The following is a 24550-nucleotide window of genomic DNA, read 5'->3' on the forward strand; positions in this document are numbered from 1 at the left end:
GGGCGTCGTGTTCTGCTGAACTCGACGCCTGAGGTTTTTGAATGGCTGGACAACTGAACCTACGCCGGGCTGAACGCCGTGAAGCCGCTGAGATCGCCATTCTTGTCGATATCTCGTCGCACGGTTTTGCGTCATGGCTCTGGTACAGTGCGGTTCTTGACGGACAAACCGAAACGGCCATGGAACGCGGTCGGCAATATATGCGCGCCGACGGCACCGAGGGCTGGCAGAGTACGACGATAGCCGAGTGGGCTGGCGACATTGCCGGGCTTTCCATCGGCTTTACCGTGGACGAAAGCATTAACGATCAGTCGGCAAAACATCCGGTAATGGATCAGCTGATCGCGATGCAGCACAAGGTCATTGGCAACCGCTTTATAGACAGCGTTGGCGTTTATCGGGAGTTCCGCGGCAAGGGAATTGGCCGCGCTCTTGTCGCCAACGAGATTGACCTGGCTCGTCGGAACGGCAATCGGGCCATCAGCCTGATAACCGAAAGCCACAACGATGTGGCGCTTTCCCTTTACGGCGCCCATGGTTTCAAGGAAATTGAGCGGCTCGAAGCGATAGAACGCATTGGGCAGGACAAAAGACACGACTGGGTGCTGCTCACCCGAGAAGTGAACTGAGCAAAGGCAGGACAATATGGCCGACATTTACGACGTTATTGTTATCGGCTCGGGCCCGGGTGGTTATGTCACCGCAATCCGCGCTGCGCAGCTTGGCCTCAAGACGGCTATCGTCGAGCGTGAACATCTGGGCGGAATCTGCCTCAACTGGGGCTGTATTCCCACCAAAGCGTTGTTGCGTTCGGCTGAAATCCTGCATTTTGGCGAACACGCCAAGGATTACGGTCTGAAGCTGGAAGGCACAATTACACCTGATGTGACGGCTGTGGTGCAGCGATCGCGCGGTGTTTCGGCCCGTCTTAACGGTGGTGTCGGCTTCCTGATGAAGAAGAACAAGATCGACGTGATCTGGGGTGAGGCGAAGCTCGTAAAGGCTGCCTCGGGCAGCAATCCGGTTGAGATTTCGGTCGGCAAGTCGTCAAAGCAGCCGATGCAACCGCAGAACCCTATCCCGAAGGGCGTTCTGGGCGAGGGGACCTACAAGGCGAAGCACGTCATTGTCGCTACTGGTGCACGTCCACGTTCTCTGCCGGGCATTGAGCCGGATGGCAAGCTGATCTGGACCTATTTCGAAGCAATGGTTCCACCGGAACTGCCGAAGTCCATGCTTGTAATGGGGTCGGGTGCGATCGGTATCGAATTCGCTTCTTTCTACAATGACATGGGCGTCGATGTGACGGTCGTGGAACTGATGCCGCAGATCATGCCGGTTGAAGACGCTGAGATTTCCGCATTCGCGCGCAAGCAACTTGAAAAGCGTGGTCTGAAGATCATTACCGATGCCAAGGTTACCAAGGTAGAGAAGGGCGCAAACAATGTGACTGCCCATATCGAAACCAAGGATGGCAAGACTGAGAAATTGACCGTCGACCGTATGATCTCGGCGGTTGGCGTTCAGGGCAACATCGAAAATCTCGGCCTGGAAGCGCTCGGCGTCAAGACTGATCGCGGATGCATCGTCATTGATGGTTATGGCAAGACCAATGTTGCGGGCATCTATGCTATCGGTGACGTTGCCGGGCCGCCGATGCTGGCGCACAAGGCCGAGCATGAAGGCGTTATCTGCATCGAGAAGATTGCAGGACTTCCGAACGTTCACCCGCTCGACAAGAATATGATTCCTGGCTGCACCTATTGTAACCCGCAGGTCGCTTCCGTCGGTCTGACAGAAGCAAAAGCCAAGGAAAAGGGTTACGATATCCGCGTCGGTCGTTATTCGTTTGCCGCAAATGGCAAGGCGATTGCACTTGGAGAAGATCAGGGGCTGGTCAAGACTATCTTCGACAAGAAGACGGGACAGTTGCTCGGCGCCCATATGGTCGGCGCTGAGGTGACCGAGCTCATCCAAGGCTTCGTGATCGCCATGAATCTCGAAACGACCGAGGAAGAACTGATGCATTCGGTCTTCCCACACCCGACCCTTTCGGAAATGATGAAGGAAAGCGTTCTGGATGCGTATGGTCGCGTGCTGAATGCATAAGACGGAGAGACGCTCATTCCGCTGATCAAGAACGGAGGGCCATGGCGGCGTGCCGCCTGGCCCATCATCAAATGGTGTACCGTGGGAGGGCTGGTGCTGGGGTTTGCAGCTGGCACCTTGAGTGTTCTTGGCGGCAACACCATATCGGTCAACGGAATGGCCATAACCGGCTGGTACGGTGTCTGGGCGCTTACATTGGCGCTCGGCACTGCGGGCTTGGTGTTTGGCTTGATATGGGCATTGGTTTTCCGGGCTCTCGGACTGGCGGCGCGGCGATGAGTAGCAAATCGCTCAAGTTGACAGGGTAGAGAGCAGGGATTAGGACCGAACCGAATTTGGAAGCATTTCATGAAAATGTTTCGGATAGGCAGGGAAAAGCATGGTTACAGTTCTCGATCTGGTGAACCAAGGCAAGCGTGAACGGCATCCCGAGAAGGCGCATCGTCCGGACAATGTTGTCCTGAAGAAGCCTGACTGGATTCGCGTCAAGGCTCCTGTCTCGCGCGGCTACAGTGAAACGCGCGATATTGTTCGCTCGAACAAGCTGGTCACGGTTTGCGAAGAAGCCGGTTGCCCGAACATTGGTGAGTGCTGGGAAAAGAAGCACGCGACCTTCATGATCATGGGCGAGATCTGCACACGCGCCTGCGCCTTCTGTAACGTCTCGACCGGTATTCCGACAGCGCTCGATCCGAACGAACCGGAGAATGTTGCCAAGGCCGTCAAGCAGATGGGCTTGACGCATGTGGTCATCACGTCGGTGGATCGCGACGACCTTGCTGATGGCGGCGCGCAGCATTTTGCACAGGTCATTCAGGCGATCCGTGAAGCTACTCCTGCGACCACGATTGAAATCCTGACGCCGGATTTCCTGCGCAAGGAAGGCGCTCTTGAAGTCGTGGTCAAAGCCCGTCCGGACGTGTTCAACCACAATCTGGAAACAGTGCCTTCGAAATATCTCAAGGTTCGCCCCGGCGCTCGTTATTTCCATTCGATCCGTCTGCTGCAGCGCGTCAAGGAACTGGACCCGACCATTTTCACCAAGTCCGGTATCATGGTCGGTCTCGGTGAAGAGCGGAATGAAATTCTTCAGCTGATGGACGATCTGCGTTCAGCGGATGTGGATTTCATGACCATCGGTCAGTATCTCCAGCCGACCCGCAAGCATCATCCTGTCATTCGCTTTGTGACCCCTGACGAATTCAAGTCGTTCGAAACGATTGGCCGGACAAAGGGCTTCCTTCTGGTTGCGTCCAGTCCGCTGACGCGTTCGTCGCATCACGCTGGCGATGATTTCGCCAAGCTGAGGGCAGCGCGCGAGGCGCAGATTGCTGCACAGGTCTAAGACAAGAAATGCCGCAATTTACGACCGTCAGGCGTGCACATCACCGGGCAGATCAGATGTTCGGCCTCGTTGCTGATGTTGAGAAATATCCGCAGTTTCTGCCGATGTGTGAGGCTTTAACGGTTCGCTCCCGCAAGGAGCGTGACGGCAAGGCCCTTCTCATTGCCGACATGACGGTTGGTTACAAGCTCATACGCGAGACTTTCACCAGTCAGGTGCTGCTGAAGCCCGAGGAAAATGTCATCGATGTGAAATATCTCGACGGGCCGTTTCGCTATCTCGACAACCGCTGGACTTTCAAGCCGGTGGGCGATGAAAGCGAATGCGATGTTGAGTTCTTCATCGATTATGAATTCAAGAGCCGTACCCTCGGCCTCCTTATGGGAACGATGTTCGACCTCGCTTTCAAGAAATTTTCGGAAGCCTTCGAGAAACGGGCAGACCAGATTTTCGGTCTGGCCTGAAAAACCGTTTTACCCTTTTCAGGATGTGCTTTTACTGCGCTGTATAGCCGCCATCGACCAGTATGGATGCTCCGGTGACGAAGGAAGCTTCGTCGCTTGCCAGAAAAAGCACAACGCTGGCTACTTCTTCGGCGCGACCGAGACGACCTATCGGATGCAAGGCCACGAGCGCCTGTTTCTTGTCGTCCGGAATATCCTTGAGAAGCGGCGTGTCGATATAGCCGGGACAGACTGCGTTAACCCGGATGTTCTGCGCTCCGTAATCGATGGCAAGCGTCTGCGTCAAAAGTTTTACGCCGCCCTTTGCTGCCGCATAAGCGGTGACACCTGATTTACCGACGTGACTGTGAATGGATCCGCAATTCACGATCACGCCGCCGCCCTGCGAGCGCATCTGATCAATGGCGTATTTATCGCAAAGATAGACGCCGGTGAGGTTAATATCGATGGTTTTTTGCCATGCAGCTTCATCGAGCTCGTCTATCGGGCCGTCTGCGGCAATGCCTGCGTTGGCAAACATTATATCGAGGCGGCCATAGGTTTCGACGGTTTTGGCAATCAGTGCCTGCACAGCTTTCGTGTCCGTCACATTGGTTTTGACGAATAATGCCCGCTCGGTGCCGCCTGCAAGCTCGTTGGCCAGTTGCTGGCCATGCTCGGAATAATCCGCGATGACGACATTCGCTCCTTCGCGAACGAAGGCCCGAACAGTTGCTTCACCGATGCCGCTTGCTCCACCGGTTACGATTGCCACCTTACCATCGAAACGCATCGCCATGTTCTCCTTACCTGGTCAAGGACAAGGATAGGGCACCGTAGATAAAAGTATACGCTCTAAATTTATCGAAGGTTTTCCAGGACGAGGTCCAGTGCGGCGAGAACTGTCGTGTGGCGAATCTCAGCTCGGGTTTTGGGACCGAAACGACATTCGCGATGAAGGGTCGGGTAGCCTTTTCGCGCCGATGCGATGTGAACAAGCCCAACGGGCTTTTCATCGGAACCGCCACCTGGCCCCGCAATGCCGGTAACTGCCACCGTTACATCGGCACGGGAGTGAGAAAGTGCCCCTTCAGCCATGGAAAGTGCGACTTCCTTTGAGACAGCACCGACGCGATTGATCAATTCCATCGGAACGCCGATCATTTCGGCTTTCGCTTCGTTGGAATAGGTGACGAAGCCGCGATCCACGACATCGGACGATCCGGCGATGTCAGTCAGAGCTCCGGCTATAAGTCCTCCCGTGCAGGATTCTGCCGTTGCAATCATTATGCCGGCCTTGCGACAGGCATCCAACACGGCAACAGCTTTTTCTTCTGCAATCAGCGCGCTCATTCGGGCACCTCACCGGGATAGATGACGGTTGCCGTTGCAATGGCAGCGATACCCTCGCGGCGCCCGACGAAGCCGAGCTTCTCATTGGTGGTCGCTTTGACGGAAACCCGGTCTGCGGCAATTCCCAGCATGTCGCAAAGCGCTTCCGTCATTGCTGCGCGGTGTGGACCGATCTTGGGTGCTTCGCTGATAAAGGTCACGTCAACATTGGCGATACGCCCACCTGCTTCACGTACGATATTGGCGGCGTGTTCGACAAAGATGCGGGAGGCTGCGCCTTTCCACTGCGGGTCGGAAGGAGGGAAATGCGTACCAATATCACCCGCTCCTCGCGTCGCAAGCAGGGCATCGGTCAGCGCATGAAGTCCGACATCGGCGTCTGAATGACCATTGAGTTTTGCTTCATGGGGGATTTTCACGCCGCACAGCGTCACATGATCGCCGGGTTCAAAGGAATGGACGTCATAACCATTGCCAGTACGAATGTCGGGAAACGAGACGTGGTCTTGCCGCAGGCGCTTGTCAGCCATTTCAATATCCTTTGCCCAGGTAAGCTTTGTATTGTCTGCCGATCCTTCGATGATGCGGACGGCGATGCTTTGCCACTCGGCGATGGCGGCATCGTCCGTGAAATCAAAGCGATTGATCGCGTAGGCCTGTTCATGCGCATCAAGGATAGGCGGGTAGGGAAATGCTTGAGGTGTCTGTGCCGCGAAAAGGCCCGCGCGAGGCACCGTCGTTTTTACTGTTCCGTCCGTGGCTGACTGCTTGAGCGTGTCCGAAACGGCCAGAGCCGGTAGAACGCCTTCATCGGGTGCGAGGTTCTCGACAATAAGCTTCAGCAAATCCTGACTGATGAACGGTCTCACGCCGTCGTGGATCATGACATATTGCGGCGCATAATCTCTCAACGCAAGGAGGCCAAGACGTGTTGATTCCTGCCGGGTAGCGCCGCCATTCACGACGAGAATATTACCACAGTTTTCCGGGACGGCACGTTCGTAAAGCACATGGTCATCAGGGTGAATGACGACAACGATGCTATCAACCAGCGGGCAGTCGATAAAGGCGCGCAAAGTGCGGGTAAGTACGGCTTCGCCACCGATGCGCCGGTATTGTTTCGGCCCTTCGACGTTCTGCCCGGCTCGCTCCCCGCGGCCAGCCGCCACAATGACTGCTGCTATCTTTGAAATGGTTGTTGCCTCTGCCAAAGGTTGCATCTGTTCAAATCTGCGTTTCCAAGCCGAATAATGCCTTGCGCAGATAAATGCCAGACGACAATTGATTTATCGTGATTTTGCGCGCGCTTTTCCTTGCGTTGAAAAGTGAGGCTGATTAATGTATGTGCTAATTGCGCTATGCACATCAAATAGGCACCCATTAGTGAGTTTCCTCGATCAACCTTTGAGTATAGGCGGTGTGGCGCTTGCCAACCGTGTGTTTCTTGCGCCGATGTCGGGCGTTTCAGACCTTCCATTCCGCAGGCGCGCAGCAGCGGCTGGCGCGGGCATGGTCGTGTCTGAAATGGTCGCCAGCGCTGAACTTTGTAACCGTCACAAGGAAAGCCTTCTGCGCCTCTCAGGCGAGGGGCTTGGAACGCATGTCGTGCAGCTCGCGGGACGCGAAGCGCATTGGATGGGCGAGGCAGCCAGGATCGCCGCGGGCGAAGGTGCTGATATCATCGATATCAATATGGGTTGTCCGGCCAAGAAAGTGACAGGCGGTTATTCCGGGTCTGCGCTGATGCGCGATCTCGATCACGCAATGACCCTCGTTGAGGCCACTGTCAACGCGGTCGGCATTCCCGTTACGCTCAAGATGCGGCTGGGATGGGACGAGAAAAGCATTAACGCGCCTGAACTTGCAAGACGTGCCGAAAGTGCCGGTATCGCCATGGTGACTGTCCACGGGCGTACGCGTTGTCAGTTCTATGAAGGCAAGGCGGACTGGAATGCAATTCACGCCGTCCGCGACGCGATCAGGATTCCTCTGGTTGCCAACGGAGATGTGGCGTGTCGAGGTGATGCTGAGGAAATTATGCGCCGCTCTGGAGCTGATGCCGTGATGGTCGGGCGTGCCTCTTATGGGCAACCGTGGCTGGCCGGTGCAATTGCAGGAAGTGACTTTGCCCCACAGTCTCGAAATGAAGTTCTTGATTATATTATAAAGCATTACGAAGATATGCTCGAGCATTATGGAAGCACGACGGGCATCCGTCATTCCCGCAAGCATCTAGGTTGGTATATTGATCGCCATGCTGGCGCCGCATGTATGCCTGCCGAGAAAGCAGAAGTGATGACCCTGACCGACCGGCAAGCCGTCATCGACGCTTTGCGTCGTATATTCATGCGCGAAGCTTCAGAATCCGCGCTCAAAGAGGTTGCCTGATGCGCGAGAGAACTGAAACGAACGGCATTCCATCGGTCGTGCTCGATGCCATCAGCCAGCCGGTTATCATGGTCAGCGCCGAGAACTATATCGCCTATGCCAATCTGGATGCAGAACAGTTCTTTCGTTCCGGCTCGTCCATTCTGGCGCGCAACCGGCTGGAGTCCTTTCTGCCCTTTGGTAGTCCGCTGTTAGCGCTGGTCGATCAGGTTCGCACCAGCCAGATGCCGGTGAACGAATATCGCGTCGATGTCTCGTCACCGCGTCTTGGGGCGGAGCGTATCGTTGATATTTACGTAGCGCCGGTAGCGGAGCTGCCGGGCGCTGTGGTCATCCTCTTCAAGGAAAAGACGATGGCCGAAAAGATCGATCGCCAGATGACACATCGCGGCGCGGCGCGGTCCGTGACCGGGCTGGCATCGATGCTGGCTCATGAAATCAAGAACCCTCTCTCTGGTATCCGTGGTGCGGCACAATTGCTGGAACAGGTTGTCGGCGATGAGGATCGTGCGCTTGCGCGTCTTATTACCGATGAAACGGATCGGATCGTTTCACTGGTTGACCGCATGGAGGTTTTCTCGGATGAGCGCCCCATCGAGCGCTCTGCCGTCAATATTCATGCGGTTCTGGATCATGTGAAGGCGATTGCGAAGAACGGGTTCGCACGGAAGATCCGTTTTGTGGAAGATTATGATCCTTCTCTCCCGCCGGTTTTCGCCAATCGAGACCAACTCGTGCAAGTTTTCCTCAATCTGCTGAAGAATGCTTCGGAAGCCATAGGCGACCGTGAAGGCGGCGAGATTGTCCTATCCACGGCTTATCGTCCGGGCATTCGTCTGCAGGTGCCGGGTGCGCGGGACAGGGTGGCGCTGCCTCTCGAATTCTGCGTGCATGATAACGGACCGGGTGTGCCGCAGGACATGCTGCCACATCTGTTCGATCCCTTCGTGACGACGAAAACCAATGGGTCGGGACTGGGATTGGCACTCGTTGCGAAGATCATTGGTGACCATGGCGGTATTATCGAATGCGACAGCCATCCTTCGCGAACGACTTTCCGTGTTCTGATGCCCGCATGGAAAAATACGGAACTGGCAGCTGGAAATACTGGAGATAACGCATGACCGCAGGACGTCCGACAGGAACCATATTGGTGGCGGATGACGATGCAGCTATTCGGACCGTGCTGAACCAGGCATTGTCGCGAGCAGGCTACGATGTGCGTGTGACTTCTAATGCTGCCTCGCTTTGGCGCTGGGTGGCTGCAGGCGACGGTGATCTGGTCATTACTGACGTCAATATGCCGGACGAGAATGCCTTCGACCTCCTGCCACGCATCAAGAAGATGCGTCCCGACCTGCCAGTTGTGGTCATGAGTGCGCAGAACACATTCATGACGGCAATCCGGGCATCCGAAGCGGGAGCCTACGAATATCTGCCGAAGCCATTCGATTTGACGGAACTCATCAATATCGTCGGTCGGGCTCTGTCTGAACCAAAACGTAAGCCCATTGCCGCTTTATCGGATGAGCAGGCCGATAACATGCCGCTGGTCGGCCGCTCGCCTGCGATGCAGGAAATTTACCGTTTGCTGGCCCGCATGATGCAGACGGATTTGACCGTCATGGTTACGGGTGAATCCGGCACAGGCAAGGAACTGGTTGCGCGTGCCCTGCACGAATACGGGCGCCGCCGAAAAGGGCCGTTTGTAGCGATCAATATGGCCGCAATCCCGCGCGATCTGATCGAGTCCGAGTTGTTCGGGCACGAGAAGGGTGCCTTTACCGGCGCGCAGAACCGCTCGAGCGGCCGCTTTGAACAGGCAAATGGCGGAACACTGTTTCTCGACGAGATCGGCGATATGCCGATGGAAGCACAAACCCGTCTTTTGCGTGTGCTGCAGCAGGGCGAGTATATGACAGTCGGCGGACGCACGCCGATCAAGACCGATGTGCGCATCGTTGCCGCGACCAACAAGGATTTGCGGCAACTGATAGCGCAAGGTTTGTTCCGTGAGGATCTTTATTACCGGTTGAATGTCGTGCCCCTGCGCTTGCCGCCGCTTCGCGAGCGCAGCGAGGATGTGGCCGATCTTGTGCGCCATTTTTTCAAACGCGCTGCCGAAGAGGGGCTGCCGGAGAAGCGTATCAGCACCGCTGGCCTAGAAATGATGCGCCGGTATCCTTGGCCAGGAAATGTGCGTGAACTGGAAAATCTCGTCCGGAGGCTTTCGGCGCTTTATCCGCAAGAGGAAATATCGCCGGAAATCATCGAAACGGAATTGAAATCTGAACTGGCCAAGCCGGATGTCGTTCCCGCCGGTGGTGGCGTTATGGAGAATATTTCGATATCGCAGGCCGTTGAGCAGAATATGCAGCGTTATTTCGCGTCATTCGGTGCCGATCTGCCGCCGCCGGGGCTTTATCACCGGGTTCTGGCGGAACTGGAATATCCCTTGATCCTCGCATGTCTTACCGCAACACGCGGAAACCAGATCAAGGCGGCAGACCTTCTGGGATTAAATCGGAATACGCTGCGCAAGAAAATTCGCGAGCTCGGGGTCAATATATATCGCGGAAACAAAGGAAGCTGAACGATAATCAGGCGCTAATAACGCATTAACTACATTATTTAATGAGCAATTAAGTCTGTTCGACTACTGTTGGTTGCATGAGAAATCAGCATTCCACGCGAAGCAAGAAAACCCGGCGTATTCTCGAACCGGCTGTAAGGAGCGGCATTCTTGCCGCGCCTTTGATATTGATGCTTGCAATCGTCGTTATTCTGTCAGGAGCAGAGCCAAGGCTCTCCGCGATGATCGATCAAACCTTCACCGGATCGATTAGCCCCATCATAAAGTAATTACCAGTTGGCCTTGAAGAGGACGCCCGACTTCCTACTCTTTTAGGATAGCGAGAGCATTTCCTGTTGTGATCGAATCATCGGAGATTCTCTATCTATTTGTTTTTACGCATGTCTTTATCCCAAAACCGGTTCCCATTTTCGGGAGACATGCTCTAGAGGAGGTAATCATGCGTTTTGCCGTTACGACTTTGTTTCTTGGTATGTCCGTTGCTGCGGCCTATGCCGCTCCGCCGCCGGAAGGCACCAAGCTTTCGGAGATAATCGCGAAAATCGAACAGAACGCGGATACCGCTTTCATTGATGAAGTCGACTGGAATGATCGTGGCTACTACGAGATCGAATATGTCACCAAGGCTGGCGCCAAGGTTGAGGTGAAGGTCGATCCGAAAACCGGAGAAAATGTTCGGTGATTTTCAGCGCTCTTACGAGCGATTGTGCTGGAGCGGGTAGCGGGAATCGAACCCGCGCGTTCAGCTTGGGAAGCTGACAGGCTACCATTACATCATACCCGCAAACTGTAATGTATTTCAGCTAATTAGCGACAAGTTTGATGAGGCCGCATTAGAAAGTTTTACAGTTGGTTTTGCCAAACTATGTTCTCTTTCTGGTCTCGTCAAACTCTTTTGTCGACAGCTCGGCCCTGCCATCGCTTTCGCTCTCACGGCCTCATGAAACGCTACAGTATCGTGACAAATTTTTCATGAACCGTTCCATTGATATCCAGGATTGAGAAGCCATCTGCAGATGACGCTTCCAACCAAGCAGCCAGATTTTCTGGCTGTTGCAGATGACAGGAAATCCATGGGCAAGACCACAAAGCGCCGGGCACTGCTAATCGTAAATCCTCATGCCCGAAATGGCAGGGGATACGGCGCGGATATTCGCTCTGCGCTGGAACGTGGCGGTCTCCAGCTCATCGAGCGAAATCCGCAGGACGACGAGACGATTTCAGATGTGATCCTTCGCGAAAGAGATTGCGATCTCGTTATTGTCGGTGGTGGTGATGGGTCGCTGAACGCTGCGGCCAAAGGATTGATGGAAACGGGAATGCCGCTTGCAATTCTTCCGCTTGGAACTGCAAATGATTTCGCCCGAACCATCGGCATTCCTGCCGATCCGGTTGAGGCGGCGCGTCGCCTTGTTTCCTATGAGCTTCGGCCCATCGACCTGGGTGAAGTGAATGGTCATCTTTACTTCAATGTCGCGAGCATCGGGTTTAGTGCCGAACTGGCGCAGCAACTCAGTTCTGCTGCAAAGAAAAAGTGGGGAAAGCTCGGTTATGCGATCGTTGCGGCACGCATCCTCATGCGTTCGGAGCTTTTCACAGCCTATCTGGAGCATGACGGCATGACGGAGAAAATCCGTACATTGCAGGTTTCTGTCGGGAATGGAAAATTCTACGGTGGCGGTATGGCCGTCGAGAAGGATGCCACAGTGGATGACGGTAGGCTGGATTTCTATAGTCTGGAAGTCGATCACTGGTGGAAACTTTTGCGTCTTCTTCCCAGTCTGCGCCGTGGCACCCACTCCAGATGGGATGATGTGCGGGCTTTTCCGACGACCGAAGTGATCGTGCGCACCAAGAAGCCACGTGCCGTAAACACAGATGGCGAGCTATCGACCTGGACACCAGCTCATTTCCGCCTGTTGCCCAAGGCGATCAACGTCTACATGCCTGATCCGGCAATGAGGCCGTGATATTGACGAGGCAAAAAAAGACCCGCCTTGTTGGAGCGGGCCTAATCCATGACGTTAGGTGACTGGCTCGGAGGTCACTAGAGCCGTATGAATAACGATTGAAGGGCCTGAACGTTCCACATCTAAAAGAAAAAATACCAGATAAGCAGCACGACAACGAGTGGAACGCCCATCAGCCAAAGGATCATTGCTCTCAACATTCTTTTTCTCCTTCCTGTTGAAAATTCAACGCTTTGAATGAACGATCGTTCCACGAGACTAGAGGATACAGCTCGTCGGAGTTGAGTGGAGGTCATGCAGCGCGACTCAAAATATGCGGAATTCCAAAAGCTTTAATGATCCGTCAATGAATCGGTGACATCACTAAATTCTAAAAGGGCGCAACCAATGTTTTCGGTTGTGTTGTTGAGTAACGGGCGTGTGGCGTATGGATTCGAAACGAGGGCTGAAACATTCGGTCAACGGCAAGGCAGTGAAACTGCGCGACAAGCGCGGTTCCATCGCCATGTTGTCGTTCATGGCTATTGCGGTCGCCTTGGCGGGCTGTGCCTCGGCACCTCAGCCGAAATCGAAGACAAAGCGCTCAAAGGAATATTTCGCCGAGTCCAAATATGGCGTGAAAGCCAGCCCGCGCGTGGCTTTTTCGAAGGGAAAGCCTCTGCCGCGTGGCGGCGGGCGCGATCAGACCGGACAGCCCTACAAGGTCAAGGGCCGTTGGTATTATCCCAAGGAAGACAAAAAATATGTCAAGGTCGGCCACGCCTCCTGGTATGGCGAAGCTTTTCACGGCCGCCTGACGGCCAACGGTGAGGTCTATGACATGGCGCATCTGACAGCTGCGCATCCAACCATGCCGTTGCCGAGTTATGCCCGTGTGACCAACCTTGCCAATGGCAGTTCGGTCATCGTACGCGTGAATGATCGTGGTCCGTATGAATTCGACCGTGTCATCGATCTCTCCCAGAAAGCTGCCGAAATGCTTGATTACCAGCATCACGGCACGGCGAATGTGAAGGTCGAATATGTCGGCAGAGCGCCATTGGATGGCAATGACGACGCATTCCTGATGGCGTCTTACCGTCCGGCGGGTGGCGATGGGATCGGCCAGCCTGCAACTGGCGTCATGATGGCGATGAATGGGCCAACGCCGACTTCGCCGAAGTCACGCGTTCCTATGCCTGTGATGGACGCTGTTCCGGTCTCTGCGCCCATACCTGAAAACTCACCTTTTGCCGTCGATCCTGCTTATAGCGATCTGTCCGGCGGTCCAGCTCCGTTGTTGCCAGCGAATGTGCCTGTGCCGTCGCAGCGCCCTGGTTCAAGCTTCGGAGTGGCGAATGCTGCCGGTGTGAGCGGTCTTGCCGGCTATGCTTCTGACCGTCTTGCTGTAACCGCTTATACCGAAGAGCGTACCTATGGCAGCATCCTGACCAAGGATGCAATTTCGAGCGCCTGGAAGCGCCGCGAGGCTGAGGAGCATGGCGAATATGTCGAGCTTGGCACATTCAAGACGCTTGAAGAGGCAAGGCAGCTTCAGGCGTCGTTGCCACATTCAACCCGATTTACGCTTACCAAGATTCCAACCGACACCAGCGCGTCTTACGAGCTGACAGCCGTGGCAGGGAAAGACGGAAACGATGCCCTGTTGCGTGCGGCCTGGAAGGCGGGCGCAGTGAATGCGTTTGTCGTTCGTCTCGATTGATTGCTCACATTACGGTGATACACGCTGGCATATTGATTTTGGTCGGATTCGTTGCGTAAGCTCTATCTCATTGCTCACGTAACGGGATTTGCATGGGGCTGATTTCAAAAACATTGGTATTTGCGCGCGCGGCCTCTGTGGGCGTTTCGCTGGCTGCATTCGTGCCGGTTTTAAGTCAGGCGGCACCTGTTGAGGCGGCATTCGTTTCAAAGGCGCCGCAGGTGTTGCTTATCGATGACCGAAGCGGAACGGTGCTTCTTTCCAAGAATGCCAATGTTCCCATTCCGCCCGCATCTCTTGCCAAGCTGATGACGGCCGAAGTGGTCTTCGAAGCCCTTGATAAAGGCGCGACGACACTCGAAACGCCTTACATCGTCAGCGAAAATGCCTGGAGAACTGGTGGTGCCCCCTCGGGAACATCAACGATGTTCGCGCGCATCAAGTCGGCGCCAACGGTCGCTGATCTACTGCAGGGGATGATTGTTCAGTCGGCGAATGACGGCGCCATCGTACTGGCAGAAGGGCTGGCGGGCAGCGAGGAGGCTTTTGCAAAGCGCATGAATGATCGTGCGCAGGAGCTTGGTTTGACCGGCTCCAAATTTGTAAACTCGACGGGTTTGCCCGCCGAAGGGCAGGCGGTCTCGCTGCAGGATCTGGTCAGATTGGCGCGACATATCCGGACAGCCCATCCCGAGTATTATAAATATTATGCTCAACCTGCCTTCACCTGGAACAACATCATGCAACGCAACCGCAACCCCTTGTTGCGGCTTGATGTCGGGGCTGACGGCATGGGAACAGGTTTTACGGAAGCATCAGGTTTTGCGCTGGTCGGATCGGCGGAACAGAACGGCCGCAGGCTTTATCTGGCGATGAGCGGTCTTGCCAGCATCAAGGAGCGTGAAGAAGAAGCAAAGCGTCTCCTGCAATGGGGGATGACGGCCTTTGACGATGTTCAGCTTTATCCTGCGAACGAAATTGTGGGTGAGGCGCAAGTTTTCGGCGGTGCGCTCACGCATGTGCCGTTGAAGGTCAGGGATCGTGTCGAGCTGCTGCTACCGAAGGACGGTCGCGACAAGCTCAAGGCCCGGATTGTCTATAAGGGGCCGCTCGATGCCCCTATCGCCGACAACCAGCAGGTCGGTATTCTTCAGTTGGAGCTTAATGGTAGCATTCTTCGTGATATCCCTGTTTTCACGGCGCAATCTGTCGAGGAAGGAAGTCTCTCGAAGCGCGCCTTGGGGGCGGCGATGGAGCTCTCCACCGGCTGGCTGCGGAAGTATCTTTAGCCTGCGTTGGGTGTATTCCAGGCTCGACCTGATAGCCAAAGGCCGATAATAACTTTCACAGAAGTCCGTTCGGGCATCGATTCAAACATTTGGAAGTTGGTTTGTCGGGATTGTTCATCACATTCGAAGGCGGCGAAGGAGCGGGCAAGTCAACGCAAATCGCGTTGCTGGCCAAGCACCTGCGGGCATGCGGCTTCGATCCAGTCATCACGCGAGAACCCGGCGGCTCTCCTGGTGCGGAAGCAATTCGCCATGTCATACTGAGCGGCAATGCAGAGAATTACGGCCCAGCGATGGAAGCCCTGCTGTTCGCCGCTGCAAGGGCAGACCATGTAGACCAGCTTATCCGTCCCGCCCTGAACGAGGGGCGAGTGGTGCTTTGTGACCGTTTCATCGACTCAAGCCGTGCCTATCAGGGCGTTACCGGCAATCTCGACAGCACCTATATGGCGGCGGTGGAACGCATTGCCATAGACGGCGCCATGCCTGACATGACGATCATTCTCGACATTCCCGCGGAGAAAGGTCTGTCGCGTGCTGGAAAACGGCGTGGCAGCGAAACTGCGGACCGGTTCGAGAAAGAAGATATTGCTGTGCATGAGGCGCGACGGCAGGCCTTCCTCGCGATCGCCGAAGCGGAACCTGAGCGATGCAAGGTCATCGACGCTGACCGCCCGCAAGACGCGATTGCGGGCGATATCGCAAAAGAAGTTGATCATGTTCTGACGAAAAGGGGGCTTTTGTGATCGAGGAACTCGACGTCCCTAAAGCCCACGATTCTATTGAGGGTGTGCCAGAACCGTCGGCAAGCGATTATATCGCCGGGCACCGGGAGATCAGTGATTTTCTGGCGCAAGCCTATCGCGAGGGGCGTATGCATCATGCGCTTCTCTTTGAAGGCGCGCAGGGGATCGGCAAGGCAACGCTCGCTTTTCACCTGGCAGGCCATATGCTGGCCCATGGTAATAATGGCGAGGCACCGGAGCATATTGCTGCGCCGGATTTTGCGAAACCGCTCTGGCGGCAGATTGCAGGCGGCATGCATCCTGCTGTCCTGCATATCAATCGCCCATTCGATCAGAAGACGGGAAAATTCAAAACGGGTATCCCAGTGGAAGAAATCCGCCGGGTCACGCATTTTCTGACCAGAACGGCATCGGACCACGCCTGGCGCATCGTAATTGTCGACCCTGCCGATGATATGAACCGCAATGCCGCCAATGCGCTCTTGAAAACGCTGGAAGAACCTCCTGCACGGGCTCTCTTTATCCTGATTTCTCATTCGGCGGGGCGCTTGCTTCCGACAATTCGGTCACGCTGCCAGAGCATCGGCTTCAAGCCACTTGATGATAGTGCGCTGACAGATGCCCTCGCACATGTCGGCCCCGGTGTCGGAATGGGGGCTGATGCCGTATCGAAAACGCTGCTTCAGAGATCGGAAGGCAGCGCGCGCAAGGCACTTCTGCTGGTGGCGAATGGCGGTATCGAAATCGCCGATACGGTCGATTCCCTTCTTGAAGGACAAAATTTCGATTTGCCGAAAGCACAGGCGCTCGCCGGCATATTGAATGGTCGCGAGTCGGAAGTTCAGTATGAATTGTTCCGTGACCATCTGCTGGGGCGGGTTGCGATCGAAGCTCGCCATCGTGCGGAGGCAGGGCAACTGCGTGATGCAGACCGCTGGTCGCGTTTCTGGAGCGATCTGTCACGCGAAACCGCGGATGCCGAAACCTATAATCTCGACCGCCGGCAAGCTGTGGTAATTCTTTTGGAAAAAACGCATCGCGCTTTTCGTTCCGGTCAGCCTCCGCTTGCGTGACATGGCCGCCGACATGCGTTATGTCACCGCTGATAATTTTCTCCTCGTGTGTCTGCTAATCATTCAGGCGCGCTTTCAAACTTCGAAAGACCGGGTCCATAATGAGCCGCGAAAAATATTACATCACCACCGCGATTGCTTATCCGAACGGAAAGCCGCACATCGGCCACGCGTATGAACTGATCGCGACCGATGCAATGGCGCGTTTTCAGCGCCTGAACGGCAAGGATGTTTTCTTTCTGACCGGTACGGACGAACACGGTATCAAGATGCTGCAGAGCGCGCGCAAGGAAGGCATCACGCCGCGCGAGCTTGCAGATCGCAATACGGCTGCGTTCAGGCAAATGGCGGATGTACTGAACAGTTCGAATGACGATTATATTCGCACCTCGGAAGAGCGCCATTACAAGGCCAGCCAGGCCATCTGGAAAGCGATGGCCGACAATGGCGATATCTACAAGGGTGGATATGCCGGTTGGTACTCCGTGCGTGACGAAGCCTACTATGGTGAAGAGGAAACGGAAGTCCGCGAAGATGGCGTTCGTTACGGCCCACAGGGTACGCCTGTCGAATGGGTCGAGGAGGAAAGCTATTTCTTCCGTCTCTCAGCCTATCAGGACAAGCTGCTCGATCTTTACGAGAATAATCCGGGCTTCATCATGCCTGCGGAGCGCCGCAACGAGATCGTGAGCTTCGTCAAGTCGGGCCTGAAGGATCTGTCGATTTCGCGCACGACCTTCGACTGGGGCATTCCGGTGCCGGGCGACGAGAAGCATGTCATGTATGTATGGGTCGACGCCCTGACCAATTACATTACCGCTCTCGGCTATCCCGATACTACGGACGAAAAGTGGGGTTATTGGCCAGCCGATGCGCATATCATCGGCAAGGATATCTCGCGCTTTCACGCTGTCTACTGGCCTGCATTCCTGATGTCGGCTGGTATTCCGCTGCCGAAGCGGGTTTTTGCACACGGCTTCCTGTTCAACCGCGGCGAGAAAATGTCGAAGTCCCTCGGCAATGTGATCGATCCGTTTGGCCTGGTTGAGCGTTATGGGCTCGATCAGTTGCGCTATTTCCTGATGCGTGAAGTGCCGTTCGGTCAGGACGGCAGCTATAGCCACGACGCTATCGTCAACCGCACCAACGCTGACCTGGCGAACGATCTCGGCAATCTTGCCCAGCGCTCGCTGTCGATGATCGCCAAGAACTGTGAAGGCAAGGTTCCGGTTCCGGGCGAATTCTCGGACGCGGATAAGGCCATTCTCGATCAGGCCGATGCGGCGCTCGATACCGCACGCAAGGCAATGGACGATCAGGCGCTGCATCTTGCGCTTGGGGCGATTTTCGCTGTTGTTGCCGAAGCCAACCGTTATTTTGCGGGACAGGAGCCTTGGGCTTTGCGCAAGACTGATCCAGCACGCATGGGCACTGTCCTTTATGTGACGGCCGAGGTGATCCGGCGCGTTGGCATCATGGTGCAGCCGTTTATTCCGCAGTCGGCGGAAAAGCTTCTCGACATACTGGCTATTCCTGCCAACAAGCGTCAGTTCTCCGACGTTACGGCAAGCCAGCTTGTCGGCGGGACCGATCTGCCAGCTCCGCAGCCAGTATTTCCGCGCTATGCGGAAACAGAAGAGCAGAACTGAGTTCGATGATGCTTGTCGATAGTCATTGTCACCTCGACTTTGCCGACTTCGAGCCGGAGCGCGATGACATCGTTCAGCGCGCTCTGGATGCCGGGGTCAGGCGCATGGTGACCATTTCCACACGGGTCAAGAAGTTCGACACGATCCGTGCGCTCGCTGAAACCTATGATTCCGTTTATTGTTCGGTCGGAACCCATCCGAATAATGCGCATGAAGAACTGGACGTGACCGCCGATGATCTCGTGCGTCTGGCAGAGCACCCGAAAGTGGTGGCTATCGGCGAGGCGGGGCTCGACTATCACTATGATTATGCGCCACCTGCAGCACAGAGGCAGGGTTTTCTCGTGCACATCGAGGCGGCACGTCGTACTCAATTGCCGCTGGTCATTCATGCCCGTAGCGCAGATGAGGATATGGCCGAGATTCTGGAGCGTGAGACGGAGAAGGGCGCTTTTCCGTTCATCCTGCACTGCTTCTCTTCCGGTCGCGCTCTGGCTGAAAAGGGCATCGCGCTCGGCGGTTACGTCTCTTTCTCGGGAATTCTGACTTTCAAAAACTCAGCCGAAATCCGCGAAGTTGCTTCCATCGTTCCGCGTGATCGTTTGCTCGTCGAGACGGATGCTCCTTATCTGGCGCCGGTTCCTTATCGTGGCAAGCGCAACGAGCCTTCTTTCGTGCAGCATACCGCCGCCGTACTTGCCGAGACGATTGGCGTGAGCGGGGAAGAAATTGCGCAAATTACCAGCGAAAATGTCTTCCGCCTGTTCTCCAAGATGCCCATGCCAGAAGATTTGGCCGCAAAAGGAAATTGATCGTGACAGCGCCGCGTAATTGCCTGCGTTTTACGCTTCTGGGCTGCGGGTCGTCTCCCGGTGTACCGCGTATCAACGGTGATTGGGGCAGTTGCGATCCGGAGAATCCGAAAAACAGGCGTCGCCGTGCATCGCTCCTGGTTGAGCGATTTGACAATGCCGGTAACAGCACAACGGTCGTGATTGATACGGGGCCGGATTTCCGCGCCCAGATGATCGATGCTGGAGCGCACAGCCTCGATGCGGCTGTCTATACCCATCCGCATGCAGACCATATTCACGGTATCGACGACCTTCGCACTTATGTTGTTGAAAATCGTCGGCTCATGGATGTTTACGCCAATCGGCTGACGCGCAACCGGCTCTTCGAGGCATTCGGCTATTGTTTCGAGACACCCGTCGGATCGAATTATCCACCAATTCTGAGTATGCACGACATCGCTCCAGAGACCCCGTTTTCCATATCGGGAGCTGGAGGTTCAATCCGCTTCGAGCCGTTCAGTCAGGTGCATGGCGATATTGAATCGCTGGGCTTTCGCATAGGTTCTGTCGTTTATTGCACGGACGTGAGTGCTTTTCCCGAACCAAGCCTCAAGCATTTGGATCACGCCGAGGTGCTTATTATCGATGCGTTGCAATATCGTCCACATCCAAGCCATTTCTCGCTTGGCGAAGCACTTGAATGGATCGCGAAGCTTGCACCTCAGCGCGCCATTCTCACGCATATGCATGTTCCACTCGATTACGAAACCGTCATGCGCGAGACACCGGACAATGTCGAGCCGGGATATGATGGGCTTCGTTTCGAGGTGCCGGTTTAGTCCGATATATTTCCAGGCCATGAACAAAAAGCCCGAACCATATGGTCCGGGCTTTTGTGTTCTTGCGCGAGATTGTTAATCGAGAACGTAGCAAGCCTTGGCCTTGCCGCGTGCGGGATCGCCAAAAGCGCGGTTATCGCACTGAACGCCATTCCGGAAGACGCCTTCTGTGAACCGGCCATTTGCGCCGTAACGGACGCGCTTGCGACCATAAAAATCGCAGAACCCACCTTCTTTCGCGCAACGGCTCCAGTCACGGTCACTATCGTTGTAACGGTCGTCATAACGATCCGGACGACCGGGGCGATCAGGGCGGCCCGGACGATCCGGTCTGTCCCAGCGGTCCTGAACCACGAAGGAGCAGCTTTTCTTTTTGCCCGGTGCCGGGTCGCCGAAGACACGATTGGAGCAGGTAACCTGTGGCCGATCAATGAAACGCGACGTGTTCCGCCCGCCGGTTCCATAAACCACTTCGGCCGGATAGGGCAGTTGGCAGACTCCGTTTTCGCTGGCGCAGCGCTGCAGCTGGGCTGCAGACGCCTGTGTGACGAGTGGCGAAAGGACGGCCACCAAGCCGCCAAGGCATAATGAAGTAACAGTCGTCTTGAGTGCAGGTATCATGATGAGTCCCTCTGATATCGGTGAAATATGCTGTAGTTCCGGTATCTTGAACAGAGGATGAATGTGCAGCGTCCAATGGGAATTTTGCGAGGTGGTTAAAAATTCAAAGTGACGGGGTCGACAATCATTTCCTGCTCTGGTTTGGTTGAGGCAGGAATGAGGATCGGAAATGCACCATCTGCCTTTCAGTTTCAAATCGATTGCCGTTGTTTTGGCGGCCATGATAGCTACCGGGTTATATGTCGGTCACAAGACCAAGGAAGTGCGCCAGACCTCGCTTGTTCAGCGCGTCGCGCCCACTGAAGCTGGAATATAGTTCAGCGTATCACGCCGGAACCGCTTTCTTTCCCGCTGCTTTCATGAAATGAGAGTGAAACACTCACGTTCACTCTTCGGAAAGTTTGTACCCATGCACGGCGAATACAAAGTCCACGGCGGAAAGCTTGTCGTTGTCGATCTGGATGTTCGTGATGGACGCCTGAGTGATGTACAGGTGGCGGGCGATTTTTTCCTGGAGCCGGACGAGGCGCTGGAGGATATCCGTAACGCTGTCGAGGGACTCTCTGCCGACGCGTCGTCGGAGCAGATTGCCGATGCGGTGAGGGCAGGCCTGCGGCCCGACGCCATGATGCTCGGCTTCAGCCCGGAAGCGGTTGCAATTGCCGTCCGGCGCGCTTTGGGCGTTGCCCGCACATGGCGGGATTTCGAATGGCAGATCGTTGAAATGCCGGCGGTTTCGCCTGCCATGCATCTCGCGCTGGATGAGGTTCTGGCGCAGGAAGTTGCTGCGGGGCGCCGCGCGCCGACATTGCGCTTCTGGGAATGGGAACGCCCGGCCATCATCATTGGCGCGTTTCAGTCATTGCGCAATGAAGTGGATATGGACGCGACGCGGGAATTCAGCGTCGAGACTGTCCGTCGCGTGACTGGCGGCGGAGCCATGTTTGTGGAGCCCGGCAGCACCATAACCTATTCGCTCTATGCGCCAGGTGAACTTGTGCGTGACATGAGCTTCGCCGATTCCTACGCATTTCTGGATGATTGGGTGCTGAAAGCGCTCAATTCGCTCGGCATCGATGCCTTCTACAAGCCGCTGAACGATATTTCGAGTTCCAAGGGAAAGATCGGCGGCGCTGCGCAGAAGCGCTTCTCCAAGGGGACCGTTCTCCACCACGTCACCATGGCCTATGACATGGATGCCGAGAAAATGGTGAAGGTTTTACGCATCGGGCGCGAAAAGCTGAGCGACAAGGGCACCGCAAGCGCAGTCAAGCGCGTCGATCCGGTGCGCAGCCAGACGGGGCTGCCGCGCGAAGAAGTCATCAAGCGTATGAAGGACACTTTTGTGTCGCTGAATGGCGGCGTGAGCAGCAAGATTACACCCGAAGAATATGCGGCGGCGGAAAAGCTTGTGGTCGAAAAGTTCTCGACGCAGCAATGGCTGCACAACATTCCCTAAGCCACCCGCCAGCTCTTCAATCGCGAAGTGGGGTGACTTGCCCGTGTCATCATGGCATAGGAGGCCGCAACGCGACCACCTCCCACTCAACGCCATCTCGCAAAGTCTTCCCGTTCCATGATCCGCATCGACAATATCAGCAAGTCCAACAGCCATCGCATTCTCTATATCGAGGCTTCCGCCGCTTTGAATCGCGGTGAAAAGATCGGCCTTGTCGGTCCCAACGGCGCAGGTAAGACAACCCTGTTTCGCATGATTACTGGTGATGAACAGCCGGATGAGGGGCAGGTTTCCGTCGAAAAAGGTGTGACGGTCGGCTATTTCGACCAGAATGTCGGCGAAATGGGTGGTCGTTCCGCTGTCGCGGAAGTGATGGAAGGTGCAGGCCCCGTCAGTGTGGTCGCAGCAGAGCTCCGCGAGCTGGAAGCCGCGATGGTCGATCCGGATCGTATGGGTGAGATGGATGTCATCATCGAACGCTATGGCGAAGTGCAGGCGCGATACGAGGAGCTTGATGGCTATGGTCTGGATGGCCGTGCACGTGAGGTTCTGGCGGGTCTCAGCTTCACGCAGGAAATGATGGATGGCGATGTCGGCAAGCTCTCCGGCGGCTGGAAAATGCGTGTTGCGCTGGCGCGCATTCTGCTGATGCGCCCGGACGTGATGCTGCTCGACGAGCCGAGCAACCATCTCGATCTCGAAAGCCTGATCTGGCTGGAAGCATTCCTCAAGAACTATGACGGTGCACTGCTGATGACCTCGCACGATCGCGAGTTCATGAACCGCATCGTGACCAAGATCATTGAAATCGATGCTGGCTCGCTGACGACCTATGCTGGCGATTATGCCTTCTATGAGGGCCAACGGGCGCTGAATGAAAAGCAGCAGCAGGCCCAGTTCGAGCGCCAGCAGGCCATGCTTGCAAAGGAAATCAAGTTCATCGAACGGTTCAAGGCGCGCGCTTCTCATGCTTCACAGGTCCAAAGCCGCGTGAAGAAGCTGGAGAAGATCGACCGCGTGGAGCCTCCACGCCGTCGCCAGACGGTCGCCTTCGACTTTGCGCCTGCGCCGCGTTCGGGTGAGGATGTCGTGAGCCTCAAGGGCGTCCACAAGACTTATGGCAGCCGCACGATCTATGACGGTTTTGATTTCATGGTTCGCCGCCGCGAACGCTGGTGCATCATGGGTATCAACGGCGCAGGAAAATCGACGTTGCTGAAACTGGTCGCAGGCGCTGCCGAACCGGACAAGGGTAATGTCAATATCGGTGCGAGCGTCAAGCTCGGCTATTTCGCGCAGCATGCGATGGATGTGCTTGATGGCGATGCAACGATATTGGAATGGCTGGAAGAGCGTTTTCCAAAGGCAGGCCAAGCGCCGCTTCGTGCTTTAGCTGGCTGCTTTGGTTTTTCAGGCGACGATATCGAAAAGAAGTGCCGTGTGCTTTCGGGTGGTGAAAAGGCGCGTCTGGTCATGGCGGCCATGCTGTTCGATCCGCCGAATTTCCTGGTTCTGGACGAGCCGACCAACCACCTTGATCTCGATACGAAGGAAATGCTCATCAAGGCGCTGGCTGCCTATGAGGGCACGATGCTGTTCGTATCGCACGACCGGCATTTCCTAGGCGCATTGTCGAACAGGGTTCTGGAACTGACGCCGGATGGTATTCACCAATATGGCGGCGGCTATACGGAATATGTGGAGCGGACGGGACAGGAGGCTCCAGGGTTGCGTTCGTAACGTGTTTGTTCTGGCGCGCATCTTATCCGAAAATCGTTTCACACTTTTCGGGATGCGCTCTAACGGCAAAATTTGCGTCGCTTAATCAAAATAGGCCATTGATGCATATGCGCGGTTCAGTTAGAAACGCGCATGAAAAGGCTTCGAGCCTTCCGGCGATGCACCCGTAGCTCAGCTGGATAGAGTGCTGCCCTCCGAAGGCAAGGCTGAGTCAAGTGTGTTATGGGTGAAGGTCGAAAAAACTGAGGGAAACCAAGTGATTGGCGGAACTCGAAGGAAGCAGAGAAACTGCTTCCGTGGTCACGGAAGCGCCGCGGAAGCAAACTGAAGGAAGCTGTAGAGTACGAACGACCACAATCGGCAGTGCCTTGGGCCCGCACCGTTTGCGATCGTTTGAAAGTTGGAATCGAGATTGACCCTGGTCGACCTCGGACACT

General features: G+C 55.5%; 24 protein-coding genes and 1 tRNA gene. 20 read left to right on the plus strand and 5 right to left on the minus strand.

The window, feature by feature from the left end; translation table 11 throughout:
* The first annotated feature begins 41 nt into the window (after positions 1-41).
* From MKS82_RS02190 to MKS82_RS02210, 5 genes are all read left to right on the plus strand, one after another.
* A complete protein-coding gene (locus MKS82_RS02190; RefSeq protein ID WP_109987791.1) occupies positions 42-629 on the plus strand; it encodes a GNAT family N-acetyltransferase in 588 nt (195 codons plus the stop codon).
* A gap of 16 nt (positions 630-645) precedes the next feature.
* On the plus strand, positions 646-2109 hold the full coding sequence (gene lpdA, locus MKS82_RS02195; protein ID WP_109987792.1) for a dihydrolipoyl dehydrogenase: 1464 nt from the start codon (positions 646-648) through the stop codon (positions 2107-2109).
* An 81-nt stretch (positions 2110-2190) separates the two neighbouring features.
* Entirely contained in the window at positions 2191-2388 is a 198-nt protein-coding gene (locus MKS82_RS02200) for a hypothetical protein (RefSeq protein WP_109987793.1), read from the plus strand.
* Positions 2389-2488: 100 nt separating this feature from the next.
* Entirely contained in the window at positions 2489-3454 is a 966-nt protein-coding gene (gene lipA / locus MKS82_RS02205; protein ID WP_109987794.1) for a lipoyl synthase, read from the plus strand.
* An 8-nt stretch (positions 3455-3462) separates the two neighbouring features.
* Entirely contained in the window at positions 3463-3918 is a 456-nt protein-coding gene (locus tag MKS82_RS02210) for a type II toxin-antitoxin system RatA family toxin (protein ID WP_109987795.1), read from the plus strand.
* Positions 3919-3949: 31 nt separating this feature from the next.
* Here the strand turns inward: MKS82_RS02210 and MKS82_RS02215 are convergent, their stop codons facing one another.
* The 3 genes from MKS82_RS02215 to MKS82_RS02225 all read right to left on the minus strand — a co-directional run bounded on the left by MKS82_RS02215 (position 3950) and on the right by MKS82_RS02225 (position 6470).
* Entirely contained in the window at positions 3950-4690 is a 741-nt protein-coding gene (locus tag MKS82_RS02215) for an SDR family NAD(P)-dependent oxidoreductase (RefSeq protein ID WP_109987867.1), read from the minus strand.
* A 68-nt stretch (positions 4691-4758) separates the two neighbouring features.
* The gene (locus tag MKS82_RS02220) at positions 4759-5250 is read right to left on the minus strand and encodes a CinA family protein (protein ID WP_109987796.1); all 492 of its coding nucleotides are present in this window, start codon (positions 5248-5250) and stop codon (positions 4759-4761) included.
* Positions 5247-6470, minus strand: coding sequence for a bifunctional 2-C-methyl-D-erythritol 4-phosphate cytidylyltransferase/2-C-methyl-D-erythritol 2,4-cyclodiphosphate synthase (locus MKS82_RS02225; RefSeq protein ID WP_109987797.1), 1224 nt, complete (start codon positions 6468-6470; stop codon positions 5247-5249). The genes MKS82_RS02220 and MKS82_RS02225 overlap by 4 nt, the downstream gene beginning before the upstream one ends.
* 163 nt (positions 6471-6633) lie before the next feature.
* Between MKS82_RS02225 and dusB the strand changes: the two genes are divergently transcribed.
* From dusB to MKS82_RS02245, 4 genes are all read left to right on the plus strand, one after another.
* The gene (gene dusB, locus MKS82_RS02230) at positions 6634-7638 is read left to right on the plus strand and encodes a tRNA dihydrouridine synthase DusB (protein WP_181394279.1); all 1005 of its coding nucleotides are present in this window, start codon (positions 6634-6636) and stop codon (positions 7636-7638) included.
* A complete protein-coding gene (locus MKS82_RS02235; RefSeq protein WP_109987799.1) occupies positions 7638-8762 on the plus strand; it encodes a two-component system sensor histidine kinase NtrB in 1125 nt (374 codons plus the stop codon). The genes dusB and MKS82_RS02235 overlap by 1 nt, the downstream gene beginning before the upstream one ends.
* Positions 8759-10231 carry a nitrogen regulation protein NR(I) gene (ntrC, locus tag MKS82_RS02240; RefSeq protein WP_109987800.1) on the plus strand — a complete coding sequence of 491 codons (1473 nt, stop codon included), beginning with the start codon at positions 8759-8761 and terminating at the stop codon, positions 10229-10231. Before MKS82_RS02235 ends, ntrC begins: the two co-directional genes overlap by 4 nt.
* A gap of 439 nt (positions 10232-10670) precedes the next feature.
* Positions 10671-10913, plus strand: coding sequence for a PepSY domain-containing protein (locus MKS82_RS02245; RefSeq protein WP_109987868.1), 243 nt, complete (start codon positions 10671-10673; stop codon positions 10911-10913).
* 28 nt (positions 10914-10941) lie between these two features.
* Here the strand turns inward: MKS82_RS02245 and MKS82_RS02250 are convergent.
* Positions 10942-11015 (minus strand) — tRNA-Gly (locus tag MKS82_RS02250).
* 289 nt (positions 11016-11304) lie between these two features.
* Here MKS82_RS02250 and MKS82_RS02255 point away from each other — a divergent pair.
* The 8 genes from MKS82_RS02255 (at position 11305) to MKS82_RS02290 (ending at position 20293) form a co-directional block, all read left to right on the plus strand.
* Entirely contained in the window at positions 11305-12201 is an 897-nt protein-coding gene (locus MKS82_RS02255; RefSeq protein WP_109987869.1) for a lipid kinase, read from the plus strand.
* A 427-nt stretch (positions 12202-12628) separates the two neighbouring features.
* Complete coding sequence (locus MKS82_RS02260; protein ID WP_109987802.1) at positions 12629-13903, plus strand: septal ring lytic transglycosylase RlpA family protein; 1275 nt, start codon at positions 12629-12631, stop codon at positions 13901-13903.
* Positions 13904-13995: 92 nt separating this feature from the next.
* Positions 13996-15192, plus strand: coding sequence for a D-alanyl-D-alanine carboxypeptidase family protein (locus MKS82_RS02265; protein ID WP_109987803.1), 1197 nt, complete (start codon positions 13996-13998; stop codon positions 15190-15192).
* Positions 15193-15293: 101 nt separating this feature from the next.
* On the plus strand, positions 15294-15938 hold the full coding sequence (tmk, locus tag MKS82_RS02270; protein WP_109987804.1) for a dTMP kinase: 645 nt from the start codon (positions 15294-15296) through the stop codon (positions 15936-15938).
* Positions 15935-17011: a DNA polymerase III subunit delta' gene (locus MKS82_RS02275; RefSeq protein ID WP_109987805.1), complete on the plus strand. Its 1077-nt coding sequence runs from the start codon at positions 15935-15937 to the stop codon at positions 17009-17011. Before tmk ends, MKS82_RS02275 begins: the two co-directional genes overlap by 4 nt.
* Before the next feature lie 101 nt (positions 17012-17112).
* Complete coding sequence (metG, locus tag MKS82_RS02280) at positions 17113-18660, plus strand: methionine--tRNA ligase (RefSeq protein ID WP_109987806.1); 1548 nt, start codon at positions 17113-17115, stop codon at positions 18658-18660.
* Between the two features lie 8 nt (positions 18661-18668).
* Positions 18669-19472, plus strand: a complete 804-nt coding sequence (locus MKS82_RS02285) for a TatD family hydrolase (protein ID WP_240578645.1) — start codon at positions 18669-18671, stop codon at positions 19470-19472.
* A gap of 2 nt (positions 19473-19474) precedes the next feature.
* The gene (locus MKS82_RS02290) at positions 19475-20293 is read left to right on the plus strand and encodes an MBL fold metallo-hydrolase (RefSeq protein WP_109987807.1); all 819 of its coding nucleotides are present in this window, start codon (positions 19475-19477) and stop codon (positions 20291-20293) included.
* Between the two features lie 75 nt (positions 20294-20368).
* Here the strand turns inward: MKS82_RS02290 and MKS82_RS02295 are convergent, their stop codons facing one another.
* Positions 20369-20914, minus strand: coding sequence for a hypothetical protein (locus MKS82_RS02295; protein ID WP_109987808.1), 546 nt, complete (start codon positions 20912-20914; stop codon positions 20369-20371).
* Positions 20915-21083: 169 nt separating this feature from the next.
* Here MKS82_RS02295 and MKS82_RS02300 point away from each other — a divergent pair, with 169 nt between their 5' ends.
* From MKS82_RS02300 to abc-f, 3 genes are all read left to right on the plus strand, one after another.
* Positions 21084-21230 carry a hypothetical protein gene (locus MKS82_RS02300; RefSeq protein WP_181394280.1) on the plus strand — a complete coding sequence of 49 codons (147 nt, stop codon included), beginning with the start codon at positions 21084-21086 and terminating at the stop codon, positions 21228-21230.
* Positions 21231-21323: 93 nt separating this feature from the next.
* Positions 21324-22373, plus strand: a complete 1050-nt coding sequence (locus MKS82_RS02305) for a lipoate--protein ligase family protein (RefSeq protein WP_109987809.1) — start codon at positions 21324-21326, stop codon at positions 22371-22373.
* 117 nt (positions 22374-22490) lie between these two features.
* Positions 22491-24113, plus strand: coding sequence for a ribosomal protection-like ABC-F family protein (gene abc-f / locus MKS82_RS02310; RefSeq protein ID WP_109987810.1), 1623 nt, complete (start codon positions 22491-22493; stop codon positions 24111-24113).
* Positions 24114-24550 lie beyond the last annotated feature (437 nt).

The sequence above is a fragment of the Ochrobactrum sp. A-1 genome, from assembly GCF_022488005.1.
GTDB lineage: Bacteria > Pseudomonadota > Alphaproteobacteria > Rhizobiales > Rhizobiaceae > Brucella.